Origin of the sequence: Rickettsia endosymbiont of Cantharis rufa, from assembly GCF_964026445.1 — a bacterium.
GTDB lineage: Bacteria > Pseudomonadota > Alphaproteobacteria > Rickettsiales > Rickettsiaceae > Rickettsia.
Genome location: NZ_OZ032150.1, coordinates 390,950 through 408,915, shown reverse-complemented (window position 1 = coordinate 408,915; position 17,966 = coordinate 390,950). Strand labels below are relative to the sequence as shown.

Genomic DNA, 17,966 nt, shown 5'->3' with positions numbered 1-17,966 from the left:
TTTTATTAGTCCTTAATTATAAGAATCTTCATAACGTTTAGATAATTCTTGAATATTTTCTGGAGGCCAATCCGGTACATCCATACCAAATCTTAAATTAAATTTTGACAGTATTTCTTTAATCTCATTTAAAGATTTTCTACCGAAATTTGGGGTTCTCAGCATATCGGATTCCGTTCTTTTTACTAGATCCCCTATATATATTATATTATCATTTTTCAAACAATTTGCTGACCTAACCGATAATTCCAATTCATCAACTCTCTTAAGTAAATAAGGTGAAAACGGTAAAGCATCAGTTTTAACCTGCTTATCCTCTTCCTGTTCTTCAAAAGAAATAAACAATTGTAATTGCTCTTGTAAGATACGTGCAGCTAAGCCTACAGCCATCTCAGGTAATAAATCACCATTAGTTTCTACAAACATAATTAATTTATCATAGTCGGTAACCTGACCTACTCTAGTATTTTCTACCTTATAAGTAACACTCTTTACCGGATTAAATAAAGCATCTATAGCTATTTCACCAATAGGTAAGTTATCCTCATAACTATTTGTACTAAGTATGTATCCTTTACCAACCTTACAAGTTAATTCTATTTCAAGCTGCTTGTTCTTAGCTAGATTACAAATTACATGATCCGGATTTAGTATTTCTACATCATGCCCTGTTTCAATCATACCCGCTGTTATAACACAAGGTCCTGTTGCTTTTAACTTGATGATGCGTTTTTCCGCAACATGCATTTTTACTTCAATACCTTTAATGTTTAAAATCACTTCCGATACATCTTCTTTAACACCTGGTATAGAAGAAAATTCATGTTCTATACCAGGGATTTTTATAGAAGTGATGGCTGCTCCTTGTAAAGAAGAAAGTAATACTCTTCTCATAGCATTACCGAGTGTTAAACCAAAACCTCTTTCTAAAGGTTCAACTACAATTTTAGCTTTATTATTGGTTTCTGGAAAGTTTTCATAAGCGACTTTATTCGGCTTTATTAAAGTATTCCAATTTTTACTTAACGATAACATTTAATACCTATGATTCTCTTATACTCTTCTTCTTTTTGGCGGTCTTACTCCATTATGAGCAATTGATGATACATCTAAAATTGATGTAACCACAAAATTTTGTCCAAATAAAGCTCTCATTGCCGACTCACGCTGAGCTCCAGGTCCTCCAATTCTAATAGAAATAGTTTTTAGACCATATTCTTTTGCTTTTTCTGATGCTCTATCAATTGTTACTTGAGCTGCATAAGGCGTTGCTTTTCTTGCTCCTTTAAACCCATTACCTCCTGCAGATGCAGAAGAGATAGCATTACCTTGAATATCAGTAAATGTTACTATAGTATTATTAAACGATGCTCGGATATGCACAACACCAAGAGTGATAGTTTTTTTCTTTTTCTTAACTTTAACCGTCTGATTCATTATTTATACTCTATACTTAAACTATTATTTTACAGCTTTTTTCTTTCCGGCTATCGCAATAGCTTTACCTTTTCTAGTTCGAGCATTAGAATGGGTATTCTGTCCTCTCACGGGTAATTTACGTATATGTCTCAGCCCTTGATAACATCTTATATCTTTTTTCTTCTTAATATTAAGTGTAACTTCTCGTCTTAAATTACCCTCAACTTTATATTCACTTTCAATAATATTACGTAAGCTTATTAGCTCTTGATCCGTAAGTTCTTTAACTTTTTTATCCTTCAATATTTTTGCTTTATTACAGATCTCTGATGCCGTAGTAGGTCCAAGACCGTAAATGTAAGTTAAACTCACAACTAAACGTTTATTATCGGGAATATTAACACTTGCAATTCTTGCCACAAATAGTCTCCAAATTTTACTAGTAACTAGAAAATAATATAAAAATCTTTAATAAAGTCAATTTATTTTTAATATTTTCTGTATGTCAATTTCTATTTCTTGTTCATTTTTACTTCCATTAACTATATAAAAATCACCACTATTTTTATAATAATCTATTAACGGATATGTTTCTGTTTTATATACTTTAATTCTTTTTTTTATTACTTCTTCAGTATCGTCTTTTCTATAATCAAATGTACTTGAAACGCAAACATCACATACATTATCAGTTTTAGGCTGCAAGAAGTAACTATTATATATTTTTCCACAATTTTTACAACTATATCTCCCTAAAACTCTTTTAATTAACAAATCATCCGAAACATCAAAATATATTATTTTAATTTCCTCTGTAATAAATGATTCAAAGAATTTCGCTTGCTCTAAATTACGTGGATATCCATCTAATATATAACCATTTTTATATTCAGAGGATAATAAAAAATTTTTGATTACACAATTAACTATTTCATTAGGGATAAGCTCTCCTTGCTTAACATAGTTATTAATTAACTCTGCTTTACTAGTTGATGTTTTAATAATTGTTCTAAATATATCACCGATTGCTATATGTGGTAAATTAATTTTTTTAGCTATCTTTTTCCCTTGCGTTCCCTTTCCGGCTCCTGGAGGACCTAAAAAAATTACTATCACTACTTAAGCTCATTTTAATTTTTTAATTTTACTTTCTTCATTAAACCTTCATACTTACTACTAAATAAGTAAGTTTGAATCTGAGTCATAGTATCAAGTACCACGTTCACTACAATTAAAAAACTTGTACCCCCTAAAGAAAGAGGGATTACATACTTATTCATTAATAGCTCCGGAATTACACATATTACACTCAAATATATCCCGCCTATAACCGTAAGCCTTGTAAGTATATAATCAAAATAATCAGATGTATTTTTCCCAGGTCTTTTACCAGGAATATAAGCACCGTATTTTCTTAAATTATTAGCAGTTTCTTCAGAATTAAATACTATTGCAGTATAGAAAAAACTAAAAAACATAATTAATGCTACATACAATAAAATATATACGGGTTTTCCATGCCCTAAATAATAAGTAAGCATCCTCATAGCTTCTGAATTACTATTAGAAAAATTAGCAAGCGTAGCAGGAAATAGTAAAATTGAACTAGCAAATATTGGGGGTATTACACCTGAAGTATTTAATTTAAGAGGCATATGCGTCGCTTCTCCCCCATAAATTTTATTTCCTACTTGTCTTTTAGGATACTGCACCAATAATTTCCTTTGGGCTTTTTCAAAGAATATAATTATAGCTATTAATACAACTACTCCAATACAAGCAGCTACCGCTATTAAAGGCGACAATACTCCTTTTCTTGATAATTCAAACATGTTAATAACAGCACTAGGTACTCCAGAAATTATACCTATAAATATAATTAAAGATGTACCGTTACCTATTCCGCGTTGTGTAATTTGTTCTCCTAACCACATTAATAGCATAGTGCCTACAACCAAAGTAATTACGGTTGTAATTCTAAAGAAGAAACCTACTAAAATTACTACAGGACCGGTATTTGTTACAATTGATTCTAAACTTAGAGCAACACCGTAAGCCTGAAAAGAAGCAAGCAAAACTGTTAAATATCTCGATAACTGGTTTACTTTTCTTTTACCGACTTCCCCTTCTTTTTTTAAATTTTCCAAAGGTTTATATGCAACTGATATTAATTGGATAATAATTGAAGCAGTAATATACGGCATAATTGCTAAAGCAAAAATAGACATTCTACCTAGCGATCCTCCGGATAGCATATTAAACATTCCAAGTATTCCGGATTGATTCTTTTCAGCCACACTACTTAAAGCAATTGAATCTATACCAGGTATAGGTATAAAAGATCCAAATCTACATACTATAAGAATGAGAATAGTAAAAACGATGCGACTGACTAAATCATTACTGGATTTTTTAGAAAAATTTTGCCCCATATATTATAATAATTTTCCGCCTGCTTTCTCGATTAAATCCTTAGCTTTAGAAGAATACGCATCTAATTTTATTGATATAGGAGAAGCAAAATCATCACTACAAATAGATAATAATTTCACTAACTTCTTATTATTTTTATTATTAATTACTCCAGCTTCTATCAATTTTTCCTTAGTAATGGTATCAGCGGCATTTAAATACCCATTGGCTAATGCTTCTTCAATATTATAAATATTTATTATGTTGTATTTTTTAGTTGAGATACAATTAAATCCTCTTTTAGGTAGTCTTTTTATCATAGGCGTTTGACCACCTTCAAAACCTTTTATTGCAACACCTGATCTAGATTTTTGACCTTTAACTCCTCTACCGCCGGTTTTTCCTTTACCGCTACCAATACCACGCGCTATTCTTTTCTTATTTTTTTTAGCACCTATATTATTATATAATTCATTTAATTTCATTTAAAAACTCTAACTACATATTTTCTATTTTTAACAAATGCTTTACTTTTTCAACCATTCCTTTGATTGAATTAGTATTTTCAAGAGTAACAGTCTTATTAATTTTGTTTAAACCAAGACCAACTAACGTCGATCTTTGATCATACTTACAACCTATAGCACTTTTAACTTGAGTAATTTTTATATTACTGATCTTATTATTCATCACTTCACCTTACTCTGTAATATTATTCATTAACTTGGATATCAGAAGATTTTACAGATATTTCATTTACTTTTTTATCTCTTCTCATAGCAATAGATTTTGGTGACGCAAGTTTATTTAATGCATCAAATGTTGCAGAAATCATTGCATAAACATTAGTTGAGCCTATTGATTTAGCAACAATATCATGAACACCTAAAGAATCAAAAATTGCTCTCATGGAACCACCTGCTATAACACCTGTACCCGCTTTAGCCTTTCTTAAAATCACTTTAGCGGCACCACTTTTACCTACAACATCATGATGAATAGTTCGATTTTGATATAATGGGACTTTCATCATTCTTTTTTTAGCAGCATGCTTTGCTTTTCCTCGGGCTTCGTTTACTTCTTTAGCTTTCCCGTGTCCTGCTCCAACTCTACCTGCTTTGTCGCCGACAACCACATAAGCAGAAAAAGTAAACCTTCTGCCGCCTTTTACTACTTTCGTAACTCTATTTACGTCGACTAGAACTTCGCTTAAAGTCTCTTCATTTTTTTTAACTTTAGACATTATTACTACAACCTATATAACCTAAAATTTTATTTTCTTTCTAACTGCATCAGCGAGAGCTTTTATAACGCCGTGATATTTATAACCGCCTCTATCAAATACCACTTCTTTTATCCCTGCAAAATCAGCTTTTTTTGCTATTTCTTCACCTACTTTTATAGCATTTTCAATATTACAATGAGATTTTTTTAATTTTTTTATTTTCTCATCTAAAGTTGAAGCGGAAGCAATCGTTATAGACTTAGAATCATCAATGATTTGTGCATATATATTTCTACCTGACTTAAATATTGATAATCTAACTCTATCAGATGTTTTAGATATTTTATGTCTTATTCTACTTCTTCTTTTTTCAAATTTTAGCTTAGCACTACGCATATTTAACTCTTAAATTTAATTTTTCTTCCCTTCTTTACGCGGTATAAATTGATTTTCAAATTTAATTCCTTTTCCTTTATAAGGCTCAGGTGGTCTCTGTTTTATAATAATTGAAGCAAATTGTCCTAGCTTTTCTTTATCTGTTCCCTCAAGAATAATAATATTCTGCTTAGGCACATCTATTTTAATATCTGAGGGTATTTCAATTTTTGTGTTATGACTTTTAGCAAGCATTAAATTTAGATATCTACCTTTTACCATTGCCCTATAACCGACTCCGTTAATTTCAAGTTTAAGTTTAAACCCTTCTTTAACGCCGGTAACCATATTAGATATTATGCTTCTTGCAGTACCCCACATAGCACGTGCATTTTTATTTGCGGCTAAAGGTTTTACTAAAAGCTTATTTTCTGCCAATGAAATTGCTATATTACCTTTAAAATTTTTTGATAGCTCGCCTTTAGGTCCAGATATTTTTACTTCTAAATCGTTTAAACCAACTTTTACACCTTCAGGTATAGTAATCGGTAATTTTCCAACGCGTGACATTATTTTTACCTTAAAATACTTTACAAATTACTTCGCCGCCGACATTTTTAATATGAGCCTCTCTATCAGACATAACACCGTAAGAAGTGGAAAGAATATATATACCCATATTATTATAATATCCTTTCAAATCTTTAATAGCAGAGTATACTCTCTTTCCAGGCTTTGATACTTTATGAATTTCGCATATAGAAGCATCACCATTAGCAGAGTATTTTAAAGCTACCTCAGTATAACTAATATTATTTTTCTGAGTAGTTACATAATTTTTTATATAACCTTCTTTTTGCAAAACATCTAAAATTGAAGTTTTAATTTTAGAACTAGGAAAAGAAACATTTATCAATTTACTTTTATAAGCATTTCTAATTCTAGTTAACATATCTGCTACATTATCCGTCATTGACATATATTTACCTATCGACTTTTACCAACTTGACTTAACTACACCGGGAACTAAGCCTCTTCCTATTAATTCCCTAAGCTTATTCCTAGATATACCAAATTTTCTTGTAACACCTCTTGGTCTACCTGTAAGCTCGCATCTATTTCTTATTCTAGTAGATGATGAATTTCTAGGTAATTGTGCGAGCGACATTACTAAAGAAAAACGCTCTTCTAGTGAAATATTTTTATCGTAAATTTTACTTTTTAGTGCTAAACGTTTATTATGCAAGCTTTGTGATTTTTTTTTCCTACTTTCGTTCTTTTTTATTGAACTTACTTTTGCCATTATATATATCCTAAAAATTAATTATAAAAAGGTAAATTAAACCCTGATAACAAAAACTTACTTTCTTTGTCCGTTTTAGCAGATGTAACGATTGTAACATCCATACCCCTTATTGTATCTATTTTATCGTAATTAATTTCAGGAAAGACTATCTGCTCTTTTAATCCAAAAGTAAAATTTCCTTTACCATCAAAACTTTTATAAGAAAAACCGCGAAATTCCTTAACACGAGGTAACGCAACAATTACTAGCCTTTCTAAAAAATCATACATTCTATCTTTACGTAATGTAACCTTACAGCCTATTTTCATATTTTCGCGTAACTTAAAGGTTGCAATAGATTTTCTTGCTAACGTTACGACCGGCTTCTGACCGGAAATCAATGTAATATCAGTTACTGCATTATTAATTACTTTGGAATCGGCTATTGCTTCCCCTACTCCCATATTTATAACAATTTTCTTAATTTGAGGTATTTCGTGTTTATTTTTATAAGAAAATTCTTTTTGTAAGTTTTCAATAATTTTTTGTTGATATAATTCTTTAAATCTTAGCATTATTTACCTTCCTTACCAATAATTTCCCCTGATTTCTTTGCTAATCTAACCTTAGAACCGTCCTCTAAGAATTTAAAAGCTACTTTGGTAGGGCTACCGGTTTTTGGATCGATATGTGCAATATTTGAGATATGTATAGGTAATTCTTTAGTTATTATCCCGCCTTCACTCATTTGATTAGGCTTAGTATGTTTTTTTACTAAATTTACTCCGGAAACAATTACTTTACTGTCCTCAGAAAAAACTTTTAATATTTTGCCTTTTTTTCCTTTGTGCTTTCCGGTAATAACGACAACTTCATCACCTTTTTTTACTTTTAATTTAATCATTTATAACACTTCCTCTGCAAGCGACATTATTCTAACATATTTTTTCGCTCTAAGTTCTCTTGTAACAGGACCAAAAACTCTAGTGCCGATAGGTTCATCTTGTTTATTCAAAAGCACTAATGCGTTTTTATCAAATTTTATTGTACTACCGTCAGGTCTTACTACTCCGGTCTTTGTACGAACGATCACGCCTTTATAAACATCACCCTTTTTAACCTTACCACCGGGTATAGCTTCTTTAACAGATACAACTATAACATCACCCAGCTTTGCCACCATATGGTGAGAGCCACCTAAAACTTTAATACACATAACTTTTTTAGCACCGGAATTATCTGCAACTTCCAGGATGCTCTGCATTTGAATCATAAACTACTTCCAATTTTTAATACATGAGAGATAAAATAAACAATCTACCTTATAAAGTCAAAGATTAAAAACTTTATTCTCCATTTACCACTATCCATGTTTTGGTTTTTGAGATAGGACGACTTTCAATTATACTAACTTTATCTCCTTCTTGATATCTGTTTTCTGAATCATGAGCAGCATATTTTTTAGATACTTTCACGAATTTTTTGTAAATAGGATGCTTAAACTTTCTTTCTACTTTTACTGTAACCGTCTTATCAGTTTTTGAACTTATAACCACGCCTTGTAACACTCTTTTCGGCATTTTAATATTCCTCACTATTAGATCTTTTTGTTAATTCAGTTTTAATACATGCTATAGACTTTTTGACTAACGAAAATCTACTAGTATTTTTTAACTCACCTAAAGCTTGTTGAAATCTTAAATTAAATAATTCTTTCTTTAAAAGACCAAGGTTTTTATAAAGCTCTTCTATCGTTTCAGTAGATAACTTACTTCTTAATAATTTCAAATCATTCATAACGTCTCACTATCCTTGTTCTAACAGGTAATTTTGCACTTGCAAGTTCTAAAGCTCTAAGGGCAATATTTTCTTCTACCCCTTCAATTTCAAACATAATTCTTCCAGGCGAAACTCTAACTGCAAAAAATTCAGGAGAACCTTTACCCTTACCCATTCTTACTTCGGCAGGCTTTTTAGAAACTGGAACATCCGGAAAAATGCGAATCCATAATCTTCCTTGCCTTTTCATACATCTAGTAGCCGCTTTTCTTCCTGCTTCTATTTGTCTTGCAGTAACACGCCAACCGTCTATAGATTTTAGACCAAATGATCCAAAAGCAAGCGCCGTACCTGCTTTTGCTTTTGAAGCAACTCTACCTTTATGAGCTTTTCTAAATTTTTGTTTTTTCGGAGCTAACATTTTAATACTTAAAGTTAATTATATCTTTTATTTTCTGTATATTCACCTTTATAAATCCACACTTTAACCCCTATAACTCCATAAGTCGTTATAGCCTCAGCTGTTGAATAATCAATATCAGCTCTTAAAGTATGTAATGGCATTCTTCCTTCTATATACCACTCGGTTCTAGCAATTTCAGCACCTCCAAGTCGCCCTGAACAACTAACTCTTATACCTTGTCCACCTTGTTTAAATGAAGCCTGAATTGCTGTTTTCATGGCCTTTCTAAAAGAAACTCTTTTTTCAAGCTGTAGTGCTATAGTTTGAGCTACTATAGCAGCATCTATATTAAACTTTCTAACTTCATGAATATTTATATAAACTTCTTTTAAAGAAGTCATTTTCTCGATAGCTTTTTTTAGCTTATCAATTTCACTACCATTTCTACCAATAATTATATTTGGTTTTTTGGCATTAATATTAATTATAATACTTTTATTAGAGGGGCGTTCAATCAAAACTCTGCTAATTTGAGCTTGACTAAAACCCTTATTTATTAAATCTCTAATTTTTAAATCTTGTATAAAAAGAGTTTTATAATGTTTTTCTGCATACAATACGGAATCCCAACCTTTAATTAAAGTCGGCCCGACTCTAAAACCATGCGCACAAACTTTCTGCCCCATTTTAATTATCCTCTTTTTCTGTAACAGTTATATAAAGATTACTAAAAAACTTATTTATTCTAGCTGCCCTTCCTTTTGCTCTAGGCATAACTCTTTTCATCACTAAAGCCTTACCTACCGTCGCTTTAGTAATAACTAACCTATCTATATCTAAACCTAAATTATTTTCGGCATTCGCAACAGCAGATTGTAAGCAATCTTTTACAACTTTTGCAATTCTTTTAGGGGAAAAAGTTAATTGTACCAATGCTTCAGATACTTTCATATTTCTAATAAATGCCGCAACTAGATTTAGCTTCCTTGGACTTACTCTAATAGATTTAGCTTTTGCCGTAGCAAAATTTTTATTTTCCTGTACCATAATAAATCTTTACTTTCTTTTAACTTTTTTATCTGCTCCATGGCCGTGAAATGTTCTAGTAGGGGCAAATTCACCTAATTTTCTTCCAACCATTTCTTCATTTACAGAAACCGGAATAAATTTATTTCCATTATGAACAGAAAAGGTAAATCCAACAAAAATAGGTAAAATTGTTGATCTTCTAGACCAAGTTTTAACCATTTCAGATCTACCTGATTCCATTAATTTTTGAACTTTCTTTATTAAATAACCGTCTACAAAAGGCCCTTTCCATATTGAGCGTGCCATACTAATACCTAATTAATTTAAAATCTATTTTCTTTTCTTTACGATAAATTTTGAAGTACGTTTATTTTTACGTGTCTTCTTACCCTTTGTCGGGAATCCCCAAGGAGTAACAGGATGGCGCCCTCCTGAAGTTTTACCTTCACCACCTCCATGAGGGTGATCTACAGGATTCATCGCTACACCCCTAACATGTGGTCTCCAACCGAGCCATCTATTTCTACCTGCTTTGCCTAAATTAATATTTTTTTGATCCGGGTTAGATATACTACCTATAGTAGCTTTACAATCTAAAGGTATTAACCTAAATTCACCTGATCTTAATTTAATCTGAGCATATCCTGAATCTTTGCCTACTAGATCTACTGAAGTACCCGCAGACCTTGCAATTTGACCGCCCTTGCCAACCTTCATTTCAACATTGTGTAAAGTAGTACCGATAGGAATAAACTTTAAAGGTAAACAATTCCCTATTTTTATATCAGCATCTTGACTTGATATTACTCTATCACCTACAGATAATTTTTGCGGCGCTAAAATATAAGAATATTCTCCGTCTTCGTATTTTATTAAAGCAATAAAAGCAGTTCTATTAGGGTCATACTCTATTCTTTCGACAATAGCAGAAATATCTATTTTATTTCTTTTAAAATCAATAATACGGTATAATTTTTTGTGTCCACCCCCTCTATGCCAAGAAGTAATTCTACCCTGATTATTTCGCCCACCAGTTTTAGATATACCTTTGGTCAAAGATTTTAAAGGTCTACCTTTCCATAAACTAGTTTTATCAACTTGAACTAACTCTCTAAGGGAAGGAGTGATTGGATTAAAGTTTTTTAAAGGCATTTATTTAATTCCTCCAGCAAAATCGATATTATGATCTTTTTCTAATGTAACAATAGCTTTCTTTCTATTGATTTGAGTCCCTATAATTCCCTTAAATCTTTTCTTCTTACCTTTAACGTTTAAAATATTTACTTTTTTAACTTTTACTTTAAATATTTCTTCTATAGCCTTTTTAACGGTAAGTTTTTCAGCAAATTTATCTACATAAAAAGCATATTTATTTTGCCCTGAAAGGGCCGTAGTTTTTTCCGTAATAATAGGTTTTCTAATTAAATCGTAATATTTACAAGAACTCATCTTAACCTCTCTTCTAAAACGCTCACTGCTTCTTGTGATAATAGGACATATTCATGTCGTATTATATCATAAACATTTGCTCCTATTTGTGGAACAATCACAGTATTATAAATATTTTTTGCAGCTAAAGAAAAATTAATATCTACTTTGTCTCCGTCTATTACAAAGAAACTTTTTCCCTGAAATTTGTTTAATATATTTACAAGAGCAGAAGTTTTAGGCTCATCCAGCTTTAAAGAATCTATTACCAATAATTTTCCTTCAGTTAATTTCTCAGATAAAGCATGGATTAAACCGAGTTTTCGTACTTTTTTAGGTAGTTTTGTTGCATGACTACGTACTCTAGGTCCGTGAGCTACACCACCACCACGCATTTGTACCGACCTAAGAGAACCTTGTCTTGCATTACCTGTACCTTTTTGCTTAAAAGGCTTTTTTGTGGTTCCTGATACTTCTGATACTGTTTTAGTTTTGTGGTTACCAGACATTGCTTTAGCTCTCTGCCAATCAATAACCTTCTTTATTATATCATCTCTGATAAATTCAACAGCAAATATATCTTCATTTAAACTAATCTCACCAACTTCTTCATTAGCAAGACTTAATATTTTAGTTTTCATCTTTATTTAACCTTATACAGTCTTATATAAAACTTTTATATAAATAAATTATTGCACGGCGTTTTGTTAATTTGGTAATCTTTAACCTCAACAAACATCTCTAAATATCTATTATACAGTTATTGAAATCTTTTTTATTGCATCTTTTACTGAAAGATACGAATTTTTGTGACCGGGTATACTACCCTGAATCATAATAAGCTTACGCTCTTTATCAACGGCAAATATTTTCAAATTTTGAATAGTAATTTGGTTACATCCCATGTGACCAGCCATTTTTTTGCCTTTGAAAACCTTCCCTGGGTCTTGTCTTTGTCCTGTAGAACCATGCGAACGGTGGGATATCGAAACACCGTGAGAAGCTTCAAGACCTCTAAAATTATGTCTTTTCATACTACCGGCAAACCCTTTACCTATGGTAGTTGCCGTTATATCCACAAACTGTCCCGCCGTAAAATGATCTACTTCTAGACTTGCTGCTATATCAATAAAATTCTCATCAGAGATTCTAAATTCTTTTAATTTAGTTTTAGGAGATATTTTAGCATTAGCAAAAACTTGTTTCATAGGTTTGGTTACTCTAGATATTTTTTTATCTTTTACGCCGATAACTAAAGCGTTATATCCATGCTTTTCTAAAGTTTTATGTCCTACTACTTGACAATCATCAACTTTTACTAATGTTAAAGAAATCCTTTCTCCTTTATCATTAAAAACACTAGTCATTCCAATTTTTTGAGCAATTATACCGGTTCTCATTTATTCCCCACTCTCTAATTCAATCACTACATCAACACCTGCTGCTAAATCAACTTTACTTAAAGCATCAACAACAGCCGGATTCGGATCATCTATAACTAATAATCTTTTATGCTTTCTAATTTCAAATTGCTCTCTTGACTTCTTATGTACATGAGGAGATCTATTTACGGTAAATCTTTCAATTTTTCTAGGTAAAGGAATAGGACCGTTAATGTTAGCAAACGTTCTTTTAACAGCGCTAACTATCTCTTTTGTAGCTTGATCAAGACTACGGTGATCAAATGATTTTAAACGAATTTTGATTTTATTTTTCATTCAGTAAACCTAATATTTAAACAGCAAGATGTTTTTTTAAACATCTTAAAATATAAATACCTATTATTAAAAAATAATAGGTATTTATAAAATCAATTAATTAACTACTTTCGTTACTACACCAGCACCAACTGTTCTACCGCCTTCACGTATAGAGAACTTTAATCCTTCCTGCATAGCAATCGGAGCAATTAACTTAACTTTAAAATTAGCGTTATCTCCAGGCATAACCATTTGCTTATCAGCCGGTAATTCTATCGTACCAGTAACGTCAGTTGTTCTAAAATAGAACTGTGGGCGGTAGTTGTTAGTAAATGGAGTGTGGCGACCACCTTCTTCTTTATTAAGCACATACACTTCGGCTTCAAATTCATCATGAGGCTTTATACTACCCGGTTTTGCAAGAACTTGACCTCTTTGCACTGCTTCTCTCTCTACGCCACGTAATAATATACCAACATTATCACCTGCTTCACCGCTATCAAGAAGCTTTCTAAACATCTCAACACCAGTACAGGTAGAGGTTGTTGTGTCTCTCATTCCAACTATTTCAACTGGCTCCCCGACTTTAATTTTACCAGCTTCTATTCTACCGGTTACAACAGTACCTCTTCCTGAAATAGAAAACACATCTTCTATCGGCATCAGGAAAGGTTTTTCAGTTTCTCTGGTAGGTTGCGGTATATATCTATCCACTGCATTCATTAATTCATTAATAGCTTCTTCCCCTTTAGCTTCTCCATTTAAAGCCTGAAGAGCAGAGCCTTTAATGAAAGGTATTTCATCTCCCGGGAAACCGTATTTTGATAATAATTCTCTTACTTCCATCTCTACTAGTTCTACTAATTCAGGATCATCCACCATGTCTACTTTATTTAAGAATACTACCATAGCAGGTACACCTACCTGTTTTGCTAGTAATATATGCTCTCTAGTTTGCGGCATAGGACCGTCAGCAGCAGAAACTACTAATATTGCACCGTCCATCTGAGCAGCGCCGGTTATCATATTCTTTACATAGTCAGCGTGTCCTGGACAATCTACGTGTGCATAGTGTCTATTTTTAGTCTCATATTCTACGTGTGCAGTAGAAATAGTTATACCCCTTTCTTTTTCTTCAGGAGCAGCATCAATTTGATCATAAGCTGTAGCTTTTGCTCCACCTGTCTTAGCAAGTACTATAGTTATTGCTGCCGTTAAAGAGGTTTTCCCATGATCTACGTGACCAATAGTACCTATATTAACGTGCGGTTTAGTTCGTTCAAATTTTGCTTTTGCCATATTATTACTCTCTACAATTTTTTAGGTTTAATACAAGTTAATTTTTTATAAGTGCATTTTTTTGCTAAATTTATTTGTCATCACTATCTCTGGAGCGGGTGATGGGAATCGAACCCACGCAGCCAGCTTGGAAGGCTGGAACTCTACCATTGAGCTACACCCGCATTGTGGCATTGTTAGTAAAATAATTTCAAAGCTATTTTGTTAGCAGTGCTATATCAATTTTATTTGGATTTATAAATATACATAATTATGTTTTATTTTTAAATAAAAATTAAACATATACACATGAAATTTTTTAAAAAAACGATATGCTTCCCTGAACCATTTAAGTGGTGGAGGGAGAAGGATTCGAACCTTCGAACGCTTACGCGGGCAGATTTACAGTCTGCTGCCATTGACCACTCGGCCACCCCTCCTAAAGAACTTTACTGTATCAAATAGACTAATTCACTGTAAAATACAATATCTAAATTAGTATTAGGACCTAATAAAACTTCTTGCCGAATTATCAAATAAACAAATAGCAACTCGCGCATTTATTTAGTTGTAACTTTCTATAATAAATAGTAGTTTCTGTCAAGAACAAATTACTGGCGGTTTTCAATAAGATGCAAAATAAAAAACTTGATTCTAAAAATTATTATTATATGTATGGGAAACATCCTGTATTTTCTGCTCTTAATAATCCAAAACGTCAAATTGAAAATATTTTATGCACTAGGGAAATTTTTGATGCAAACAAACAATTAATAAGTACCAGATCTTACGGAATTGTTAATAACGATTTTTTATCTAAATTACTAGAAAATCAAGCACATCAAGGAATAGCCGCAAAAGTTAGGCCGATCTTTTCTTATAATCTGGAAGATGTAGACATAAAAGCTCCCAAATGTAAAATTGCGATTCTTGATCAAATAACAGATACACAAAATATTGGAGCAATTATTCGCAGTGCTGCTGCTTTTGATATAAATGCTATAATATTACCTCAAGATAATTCTCCAAATGAAAGCGGAGGCATTGCTAAAGCAGCTTGCGGTACTTTAGAATTAATACCTATTATTAAAGTCACTAACTTACGCTCATGTATGAATTATCTTAAAAAACATGGCTTTTGGATTATAGGTCTAACAGGTTCTGCAAATGACTACTTTACCAATAAATTAATTTCCAACAAAACAGCATTAGTATTTGGTTCAGAAGATAAAGGCATGCGAAGATTAGTCGAAGAAACATGTGATTATTTAGCCAAAATCCCTATTTCTAAGAGAGTAGAAAGTCTTAACGTATCAAATGCCGCTTCTATAATTTTTCACTTATTATATTAGAGGTTATCTGTAAATATATTTTAAAGCTAATTATCTTCTTTTTTGCTGCAAATTATAAGATTTTTTTGAAATACGAATAACTAGTTCCTTCAAAAATCTTATTAATTTTCGCTAAAAAACACTCTTTAAATTATCAATCAAAATATATTTACAGATAACCTCTTAGACATTACATCTAAAAATTTTTTTAATAAATCAAATATTGTTTTTTGTTTACTTCGATATAAATATTTAGTCTACTTATTTATATCGAAAAGTAAATAAGTTCTGTGGAAAAAATCTTATAATTTGCAGCCAAAAAGAACAAAAACAGATTAATTTAATTTTCCATACGCAAGAACCTAAATTTTAAATCATAACTTGGTTATATCAATAATATTTGAGAGAAAGGTCATGAAGAAGGGACAAAATGAACAAATTATCGAGAGTTTTGAAAGACAATTAGATATATTTATAAACGAATTTGCAGAAGAAGCGATAACAAAGGCTATATTAAATAATTTTTTTGATAAAATAATCAATAATCTCAAAAATGAAAGATTAATTAATAATACTATATTTGATATATATCAAGGTAAAGCAGTAATTACTAAACCTATATATTCCGATTATATAGAATCTTCCGAACCTGAACATAACGAACATTGGCAAAAATTTTATAGTTTTAATCGTAATCTTATGATAGAAAGCACATTAGTATTTATTGCTAAGAACCTAAAAAAAGCTTCCTTAAAAGATAAATTATATTGTAGCTTTGCTAAATTAGCTGAGCAATTAGATTTAAACGCAGTAAGTGATCATTTTATGAAAAAAATAGATAATTATATAACATTTAACAAATTATGAAAAATTACAGAACTGAAAGCGATTCTTTTGGAGAAATTCAAATAGAAGAGAAATTTTATTGGGGCGCTCAAACTCAAAGATCTTTAGAAAATTTTAAGATAGGCAAGCAAAAAATGCCCGAAATTTTAATTCGTGCTCTTGCTATTTTAAAAAAATGTGCTGCGAGGGTTAATCATGAGTTTGGCGATTTAGAAGCTAAAATAGCTACAAGTATCGATAAAGCCGCGACTAGAATTCTAAACGGCGAATTTGACGATAATTTTCCTTTAGTAGTTTGGCAAACTGGTTCCGGAACACAAACAAACATGAATATGAATGAGGTAATTGCCTCTATAGCTAATGAAGAACTCACAGGCAAGAAAGGGGGGAAATCACCGATACACCCTAATGATCATGTTAATAAAGGTCAATCTTCTAACGATTCTTTCCCAACCGCTATGAATATAGCGACCGTACTTGCAACTAAGCAGCAACTGATACCGGCTTTGAATAATTTACTCACCTCTTTGCAGGACAAGTCAAAAGATTGGGATAAAATTATAAAAATAGGACGCACTCACTTACAGGATGCGACTCCTCTAACTCTCAAACAAGAATTCTCAGGATATATTACACAAATAGGGTATGCCTTAGAACGTATAGAAGATGCACTAAAAAAAGTTTACTTACTTGCACAAGGCGGAACGGCAGTAGGTACAGGTATTAACTCAAGAATAGGCTTTGATATAAAATTTGCCGGGAAAGTAGCAGAGTTTACCAAACAACCTTTTAAAACGGCTCCTAATAAATTTGAAGCCTTAGCAACTCATGACGCACTAGTAGAATTTTCCGGAACACTTAATACTATAGCAGTTAGCTTAATGAAAATAGCAAATGATGTAAGACTGCTTGGCTCCGGTCCAAGATGCGGTCTCGGTGAGCTGCATTTACCGGAAAACGAACCAGGTTCTTCAATTATGCCCGGCAAGGTCAACCCTACGCAAGTTGAAGCTTTGACAATGGTTTGCAGCCAAATAATGGGAAACCATGTTACGGTTACTATTGCCGGCTCAAACGGTCATCTTGAACTTAACGTATTTAAACCCGTAATAATATATAATATCCTACAATCTATCCAGCTACTATCAGATAGCGTAAATAGCTTTGTTACTCACTGTATTAAAGGATTAGGACCCAATATAGCACGTATTAATGATTTACGCGATAAATCTCTAATGCTTGTAACCGCCCTTAACCCGCATATCGGCTATGATAATGCCGCAAAAATCGCTAAGGAAGCACATAAACACGGAATAACTTTAAAAGCAGCAGCTAAAAAACTAGATCTTTTATCGGGAGAAGAATTTGACAAGGTAGTAGTACCTGAAAAAATGGTTGGACAATCTTAGGTTTTATATAAAAATATTAATTTAAATTATTAATTGTGCTGTACAGA

30 protein-coding genes and 2 tRNA genes are annotated in these 17,966 nt (G+C 31.9%); 3 read left to right on the top strand and 29 right to left on the bottom strand.

Translation table 11 applies throughout. The features are described from left to right. Nucleotides 1-12: 12 nt before the first annotated feature. The 29 genes from AAGD46_RS02260 to AAGD46_RS02120 form a co-directional block, all read right to left on the bottom strand. A complete protein-coding gene (locus tag AAGD46_RS02260; protein WP_341787600.1) occupies nucleotides 13-1,035 on the bottom strand; it encodes a DNA-directed RNA polymerase subunit alpha in 1,023 nt (340 codons plus the stop codon). Between the two features lie 18 nt (nucleotides 1,036-1,053). After that, nucleotides 1,054-1,437 carry a 30S ribosomal protein S11 gene (rpsK, locus tag AAGD46_RS02255; RefSeq protein ID WP_341787599.1) on the bottom strand — a complete coding sequence of 128 codons (384 nt, stop codon included), beginning with the start codon at nucleotides 1,435-1,437 and terminating at the stop codon, nucleotides 1,054-1,056. Nucleotides 1,438-1,461: 24 nt separating this feature from the next. Next, nucleotides 1,462-1,839 (bottom strand): 30S ribosomal protein S13, encoded by a 378-nt coding sequence (gene rpsM / locus AAGD46_RS02250; RefSeq protein ID WP_341787598.1) that lies wholly within the window; start codon nucleotides 1,837-1,839, stop codon nucleotides 1,462-1,464. A 57-nt stretch (nucleotides 1,840-1,896) separates the two neighbouring features. After that, nucleotides 1,897-2,535: an adenylate kinase gene (locus tag AAGD46_RS02245; protein ID WP_341787597.1), complete on the bottom strand. Its 639-nt coding sequence runs from the start codon at nucleotides 2,533-2,535 to the stop codon at nucleotides 1,897-1,899. Between the two features lie 14 nt (nucleotides 2,536-2,549). Continuing rightward, complete coding sequence (gene secY / locus AAGD46_RS02240; RefSeq protein ID WP_341787596.1) at nucleotides 2,550-3,851, bottom strand: preprotein translocase subunit SecY; 1,302 nt, start codon at nucleotides 3,849-3,851, stop codon at nucleotides 2,550-2,552. 3 nt (nucleotides 3,852-3,854) lie between these two features. After that, the gene (rplO, locus tag AAGD46_RS02235; protein ID WP_341787595.1) at nucleotides 3,855-4,316 is read right to left on the bottom strand and encodes a 50S ribosomal protein L15; all 462 of its coding nucleotides are present in this window, start codon (nucleotides 4,314-4,316) and stop codon (nucleotides 3,855-3,857) included. Between the two features lie 13 nt (nucleotides 4,317-4,329). Next, on the bottom strand, nucleotides 4,330-4,521 hold the full coding sequence (gene rpmD, locus AAGD46_RS02230) for a 50S ribosomal protein L30 (protein WP_341787594.1): 192 nt from the start codon (nucleotides 4,519-4,521) through the stop codon (nucleotides 4,330-4,332). A gap of 22 nt (nucleotides 4,522-4,543) precedes the next feature. Continuing rightward, nucleotides 4,544-5,074 carry a 30S ribosomal protein S5 gene (rpsE, locus tag AAGD46_RS02225; protein ID WP_341787593.1) on the bottom strand — a complete coding sequence of 177 codons (531 nt, stop codon included), beginning with the start codon at nucleotides 5,072-5,074 and terminating at the stop codon, nucleotides 4,544-4,546. Between the two features lie 21 nt (nucleotides 5,075-5,095). Then, a complete protein-coding gene (gene rplR, locus AAGD46_RS02220) occupies nucleotides 5,096-5,452 on the bottom strand; it encodes a 50S ribosomal protein L18 (protein ID WP_341787592.1) in 357 nt (118 codons plus the stop codon). A 15-nt stretch (nucleotides 5,453-5,467) separates the two neighbouring features. Then, entirely contained in the window at nucleotides 5,468-6,001 is a 534-nt protein-coding gene (gene rplF / locus AAGD46_RS02215; protein WP_341787591.1) for a 50S ribosomal protein L6, read from the bottom strand. Between the two features lie 10 nt (nucleotides 6,002-6,011). After that, a complete protein-coding gene (rpsH, locus tag AAGD46_RS02210; RefSeq protein ID WP_341787590.1) occupies nucleotides 6,012-6,410 on the bottom strand; it encodes a 30S ribosomal protein S8 in 399 nt (132 codons plus the stop codon). An 18-nt stretch (nucleotides 6,411-6,428) separates the two neighbouring features. Then, nucleotides 6,429-6,734: a 30S ribosomal protein S14 gene (gene rpsN, locus AAGD46_RS02205; protein ID WP_008580947.1), complete on the bottom strand. Its 306-nt coding sequence runs from the start codon at nucleotides 6,732-6,734 to the stop codon at nucleotides 6,429-6,431. A gap of 17 nt (nucleotides 6,735-6,751) precedes the next feature. Then, on the bottom strand, nucleotides 6,752-7,291 hold the full coding sequence (rplE, locus tag AAGD46_RS02200) for a 50S ribosomal protein L5 (protein WP_341787589.1): 540 nt from the start codon (nucleotides 7,289-7,291) through the stop codon (nucleotides 6,752-6,754). Beyond that, nucleotides 7,291-7,620, bottom strand: a complete 330-nt coding sequence (rplX, locus tag AAGD46_RS02195) for a 50S ribosomal protein L24 (protein WP_341787588.1) — start codon at nucleotides 7,618-7,620, stop codon at nucleotides 7,291-7,293. Before rplX ends, rplE begins: the two co-directional genes overlap by 1 nt. Then, complete coding sequence (gene rplN / locus AAGD46_RS02190) at nucleotides 7,621-7,989, bottom strand: 50S ribosomal protein L14 (RefSeq protein ID WP_008580952.1); 369 nt, start codon at nucleotides 7,987-7,989, stop codon at nucleotides 7,621-7,623. A gap of 73 nt (nucleotides 7,990-8,062) precedes the next feature. Then, on the bottom strand, nucleotides 8,063-8,296 hold the full coding sequence (gene rpsQ, locus AAGD46_RS02185) for a 30S ribosomal protein S17 (protein WP_341787587.1): 234 nt from the start codon (nucleotides 8,294-8,296) through the stop codon (nucleotides 8,063-8,065). A 1-nt stretch (nucleotide 8,297) separates the two neighbouring features. Beyond that, nucleotides 8,298-8,513, bottom strand: coding sequence for a 50S ribosomal protein L29 (gene rpmC / locus AAGD46_RS02180; protein ID WP_341787586.1), 216 nt, complete (start codon nucleotides 8,511-8,513; stop codon nucleotides 8,298-8,300). Next, nucleotides 8,506-8,916 (bottom strand): 50S ribosomal protein L16, encoded by a 411-nt coding sequence (gene rplP / locus AAGD46_RS02175; RefSeq protein WP_341787585.1) that lies wholly within the window; start codon nucleotides 8,914-8,916, stop codon nucleotides 8,506-8,508. Before rplP ends, rpmC begins: the two co-directional genes overlap by 8 nt. Before the next feature lie 14 nt (nucleotides 8,917-8,930). Further along, nucleotides 8,931-9,584: a 30S ribosomal protein S3 gene (gene rpsC / locus AAGD46_RS02170; protein WP_341787584.1), complete on the bottom strand. Its 654-nt coding sequence runs from the start codon at nucleotides 9,582-9,584 to the stop codon at nucleotides 8,931-8,933. A 1-nt stretch (nucleotide 9,585) separates the two neighbouring features. Further along, on the bottom strand, nucleotides 9,586-9,945 hold the full coding sequence (gene rplV / locus AAGD46_RS02165; protein ID WP_341787583.1) for a 50S ribosomal protein L22: 360 nt from the start codon (nucleotides 9,943-9,945) through the stop codon (nucleotides 9,586-9,588). A 9-nt stretch (nucleotides 9,946-9,954) separates the two neighbouring features. Next, the gene (rpsS, locus tag AAGD46_RS02160) at nucleotides 9,955-10,233 is read right to left on the bottom strand and encodes a 30S ribosomal protein S19 (protein ID WP_341787582.1); all 279 of its coding nucleotides are present in this window, start codon (nucleotides 10,231-10,233) and stop codon (nucleotides 9,955-9,957) included. A gap of 24 nt (nucleotides 10,234-10,257) precedes the next feature. Next, nucleotides 10,258-11,079: a 50S ribosomal protein L2 gene (rplB, locus tag AAGD46_RS02155; protein WP_341787581.1), complete on the bottom strand. Its 822-nt coding sequence runs from the start codon at nucleotides 11,077-11,079 to the stop codon at nucleotides 10,258-10,260. Beyond that, nucleotides 11,080-11,376, bottom strand: a complete 297-nt coding sequence (gene rplW / locus AAGD46_RS02150) for a 50S ribosomal protein L23 (RefSeq protein ID WP_341787580.1) — start codon at nucleotides 11,374-11,376, stop codon at nucleotides 11,080-11,082. It abuts the gene before it with no gap. Continuing rightward, a complete protein-coding gene (gene rplD, locus AAGD46_RS02145) occupies nucleotides 11,373-11,996 on the bottom strand; it encodes a 50S ribosomal protein L4 (protein ID WP_341787579.1) in 624 nt (207 codons plus the stop codon). Before rplD ends, rplW begins: the two co-directional genes overlap by 4 nt. 111 nt (nucleotides 11,997-12,107) lie before the next feature. Beyond that, on the bottom strand, nucleotides 12,108-12,755 hold the full coding sequence (gene rplC, locus AAGD46_RS02140) for a 50S ribosomal protein L3 (RefSeq protein WP_341787578.1): 648 nt from the start codon (nucleotides 12,753-12,755) through the stop codon (nucleotides 12,108-12,110). Next, on the bottom strand, nucleotides 12,756-13,073 hold the full coding sequence (gene rpsJ, locus AAGD46_RS02135) for a 30S ribosomal protein S10 (RefSeq protein WP_011270629.1): 318 nt from the start codon (nucleotides 13,071-13,073) through the stop codon (nucleotides 12,756-12,758). Between the two features lie 96 nt (nucleotides 13,074-13,169). After that, nucleotides 13,170-14,354: an elongation factor Tu gene (gene tuf, locus AAGD46_RS02130; protein ID WP_341787577.1), complete on the bottom strand. Its 1,185-nt coding sequence runs from the start codon at nucleotides 14,352-14,354 to the stop codon at nucleotides 13,170-13,172. Nucleotides 14,355-14,444: 90 nt separating this feature from the next. Then, nucleotides 14,445-14,518, bottom strand: a tRNA-Gly gene (locus tag AAGD46_RS02125). A 169-nt stretch (nucleotides 14,519-14,687) separates the two neighbouring features. Continuing rightward, nucleotides 14,688-14,773 (bottom strand) — tRNA-Tyr (locus AAGD46_RS02120). Between the two features lie 192 nt (nucleotides 14,774-14,965). Between AAGD46_RS02120 and rlmB the strand changes: the two genes are divergently transcribed. The 3 genes from rlmB to fumC all read left to right on the top strand — a co-directional run bounded on the left by rlmB (nucleotide 14,966) and on the right by fumC (nucleotide 17,919). Beyond that, on the top strand, nucleotides 14,966-15,685 hold the full coding sequence (rlmB, locus tag AAGD46_RS02115) for a 23S rRNA (guanosine(2251)-2'-O)-methyltransferase RlmB (protein WP_341787576.1): 720 nt from the start codon (nucleotides 14,966-14,968) through the stop codon (nucleotides 15,683-15,685). Between the two features lie 393 nt (nucleotides 15,686-16,078). After that, nucleotides 16,079-16,531, top strand: coding sequence for a hypothetical protein (locus AAGD46_RS02110; RefSeq protein ID WP_341787575.1), 453 nt, complete (start codon nucleotides 16,079-16,081; stop codon nucleotides 16,529-16,531). Next, on the top strand, nucleotides 16,528-17,919 hold the full coding sequence (gene fumC, locus AAGD46_RS02105) for a class II fumarate hydratase (RefSeq protein ID WP_341787574.1): 1,392 nt from the start codon (nucleotides 16,528-16,530) through the stop codon (nucleotides 17,917-17,919). Before AAGD46_RS02110 ends, fumC begins: the two co-directional genes overlap by 4 nt. Nucleotides 17,920-17,966: the final 47 nt, after the last annotated feature.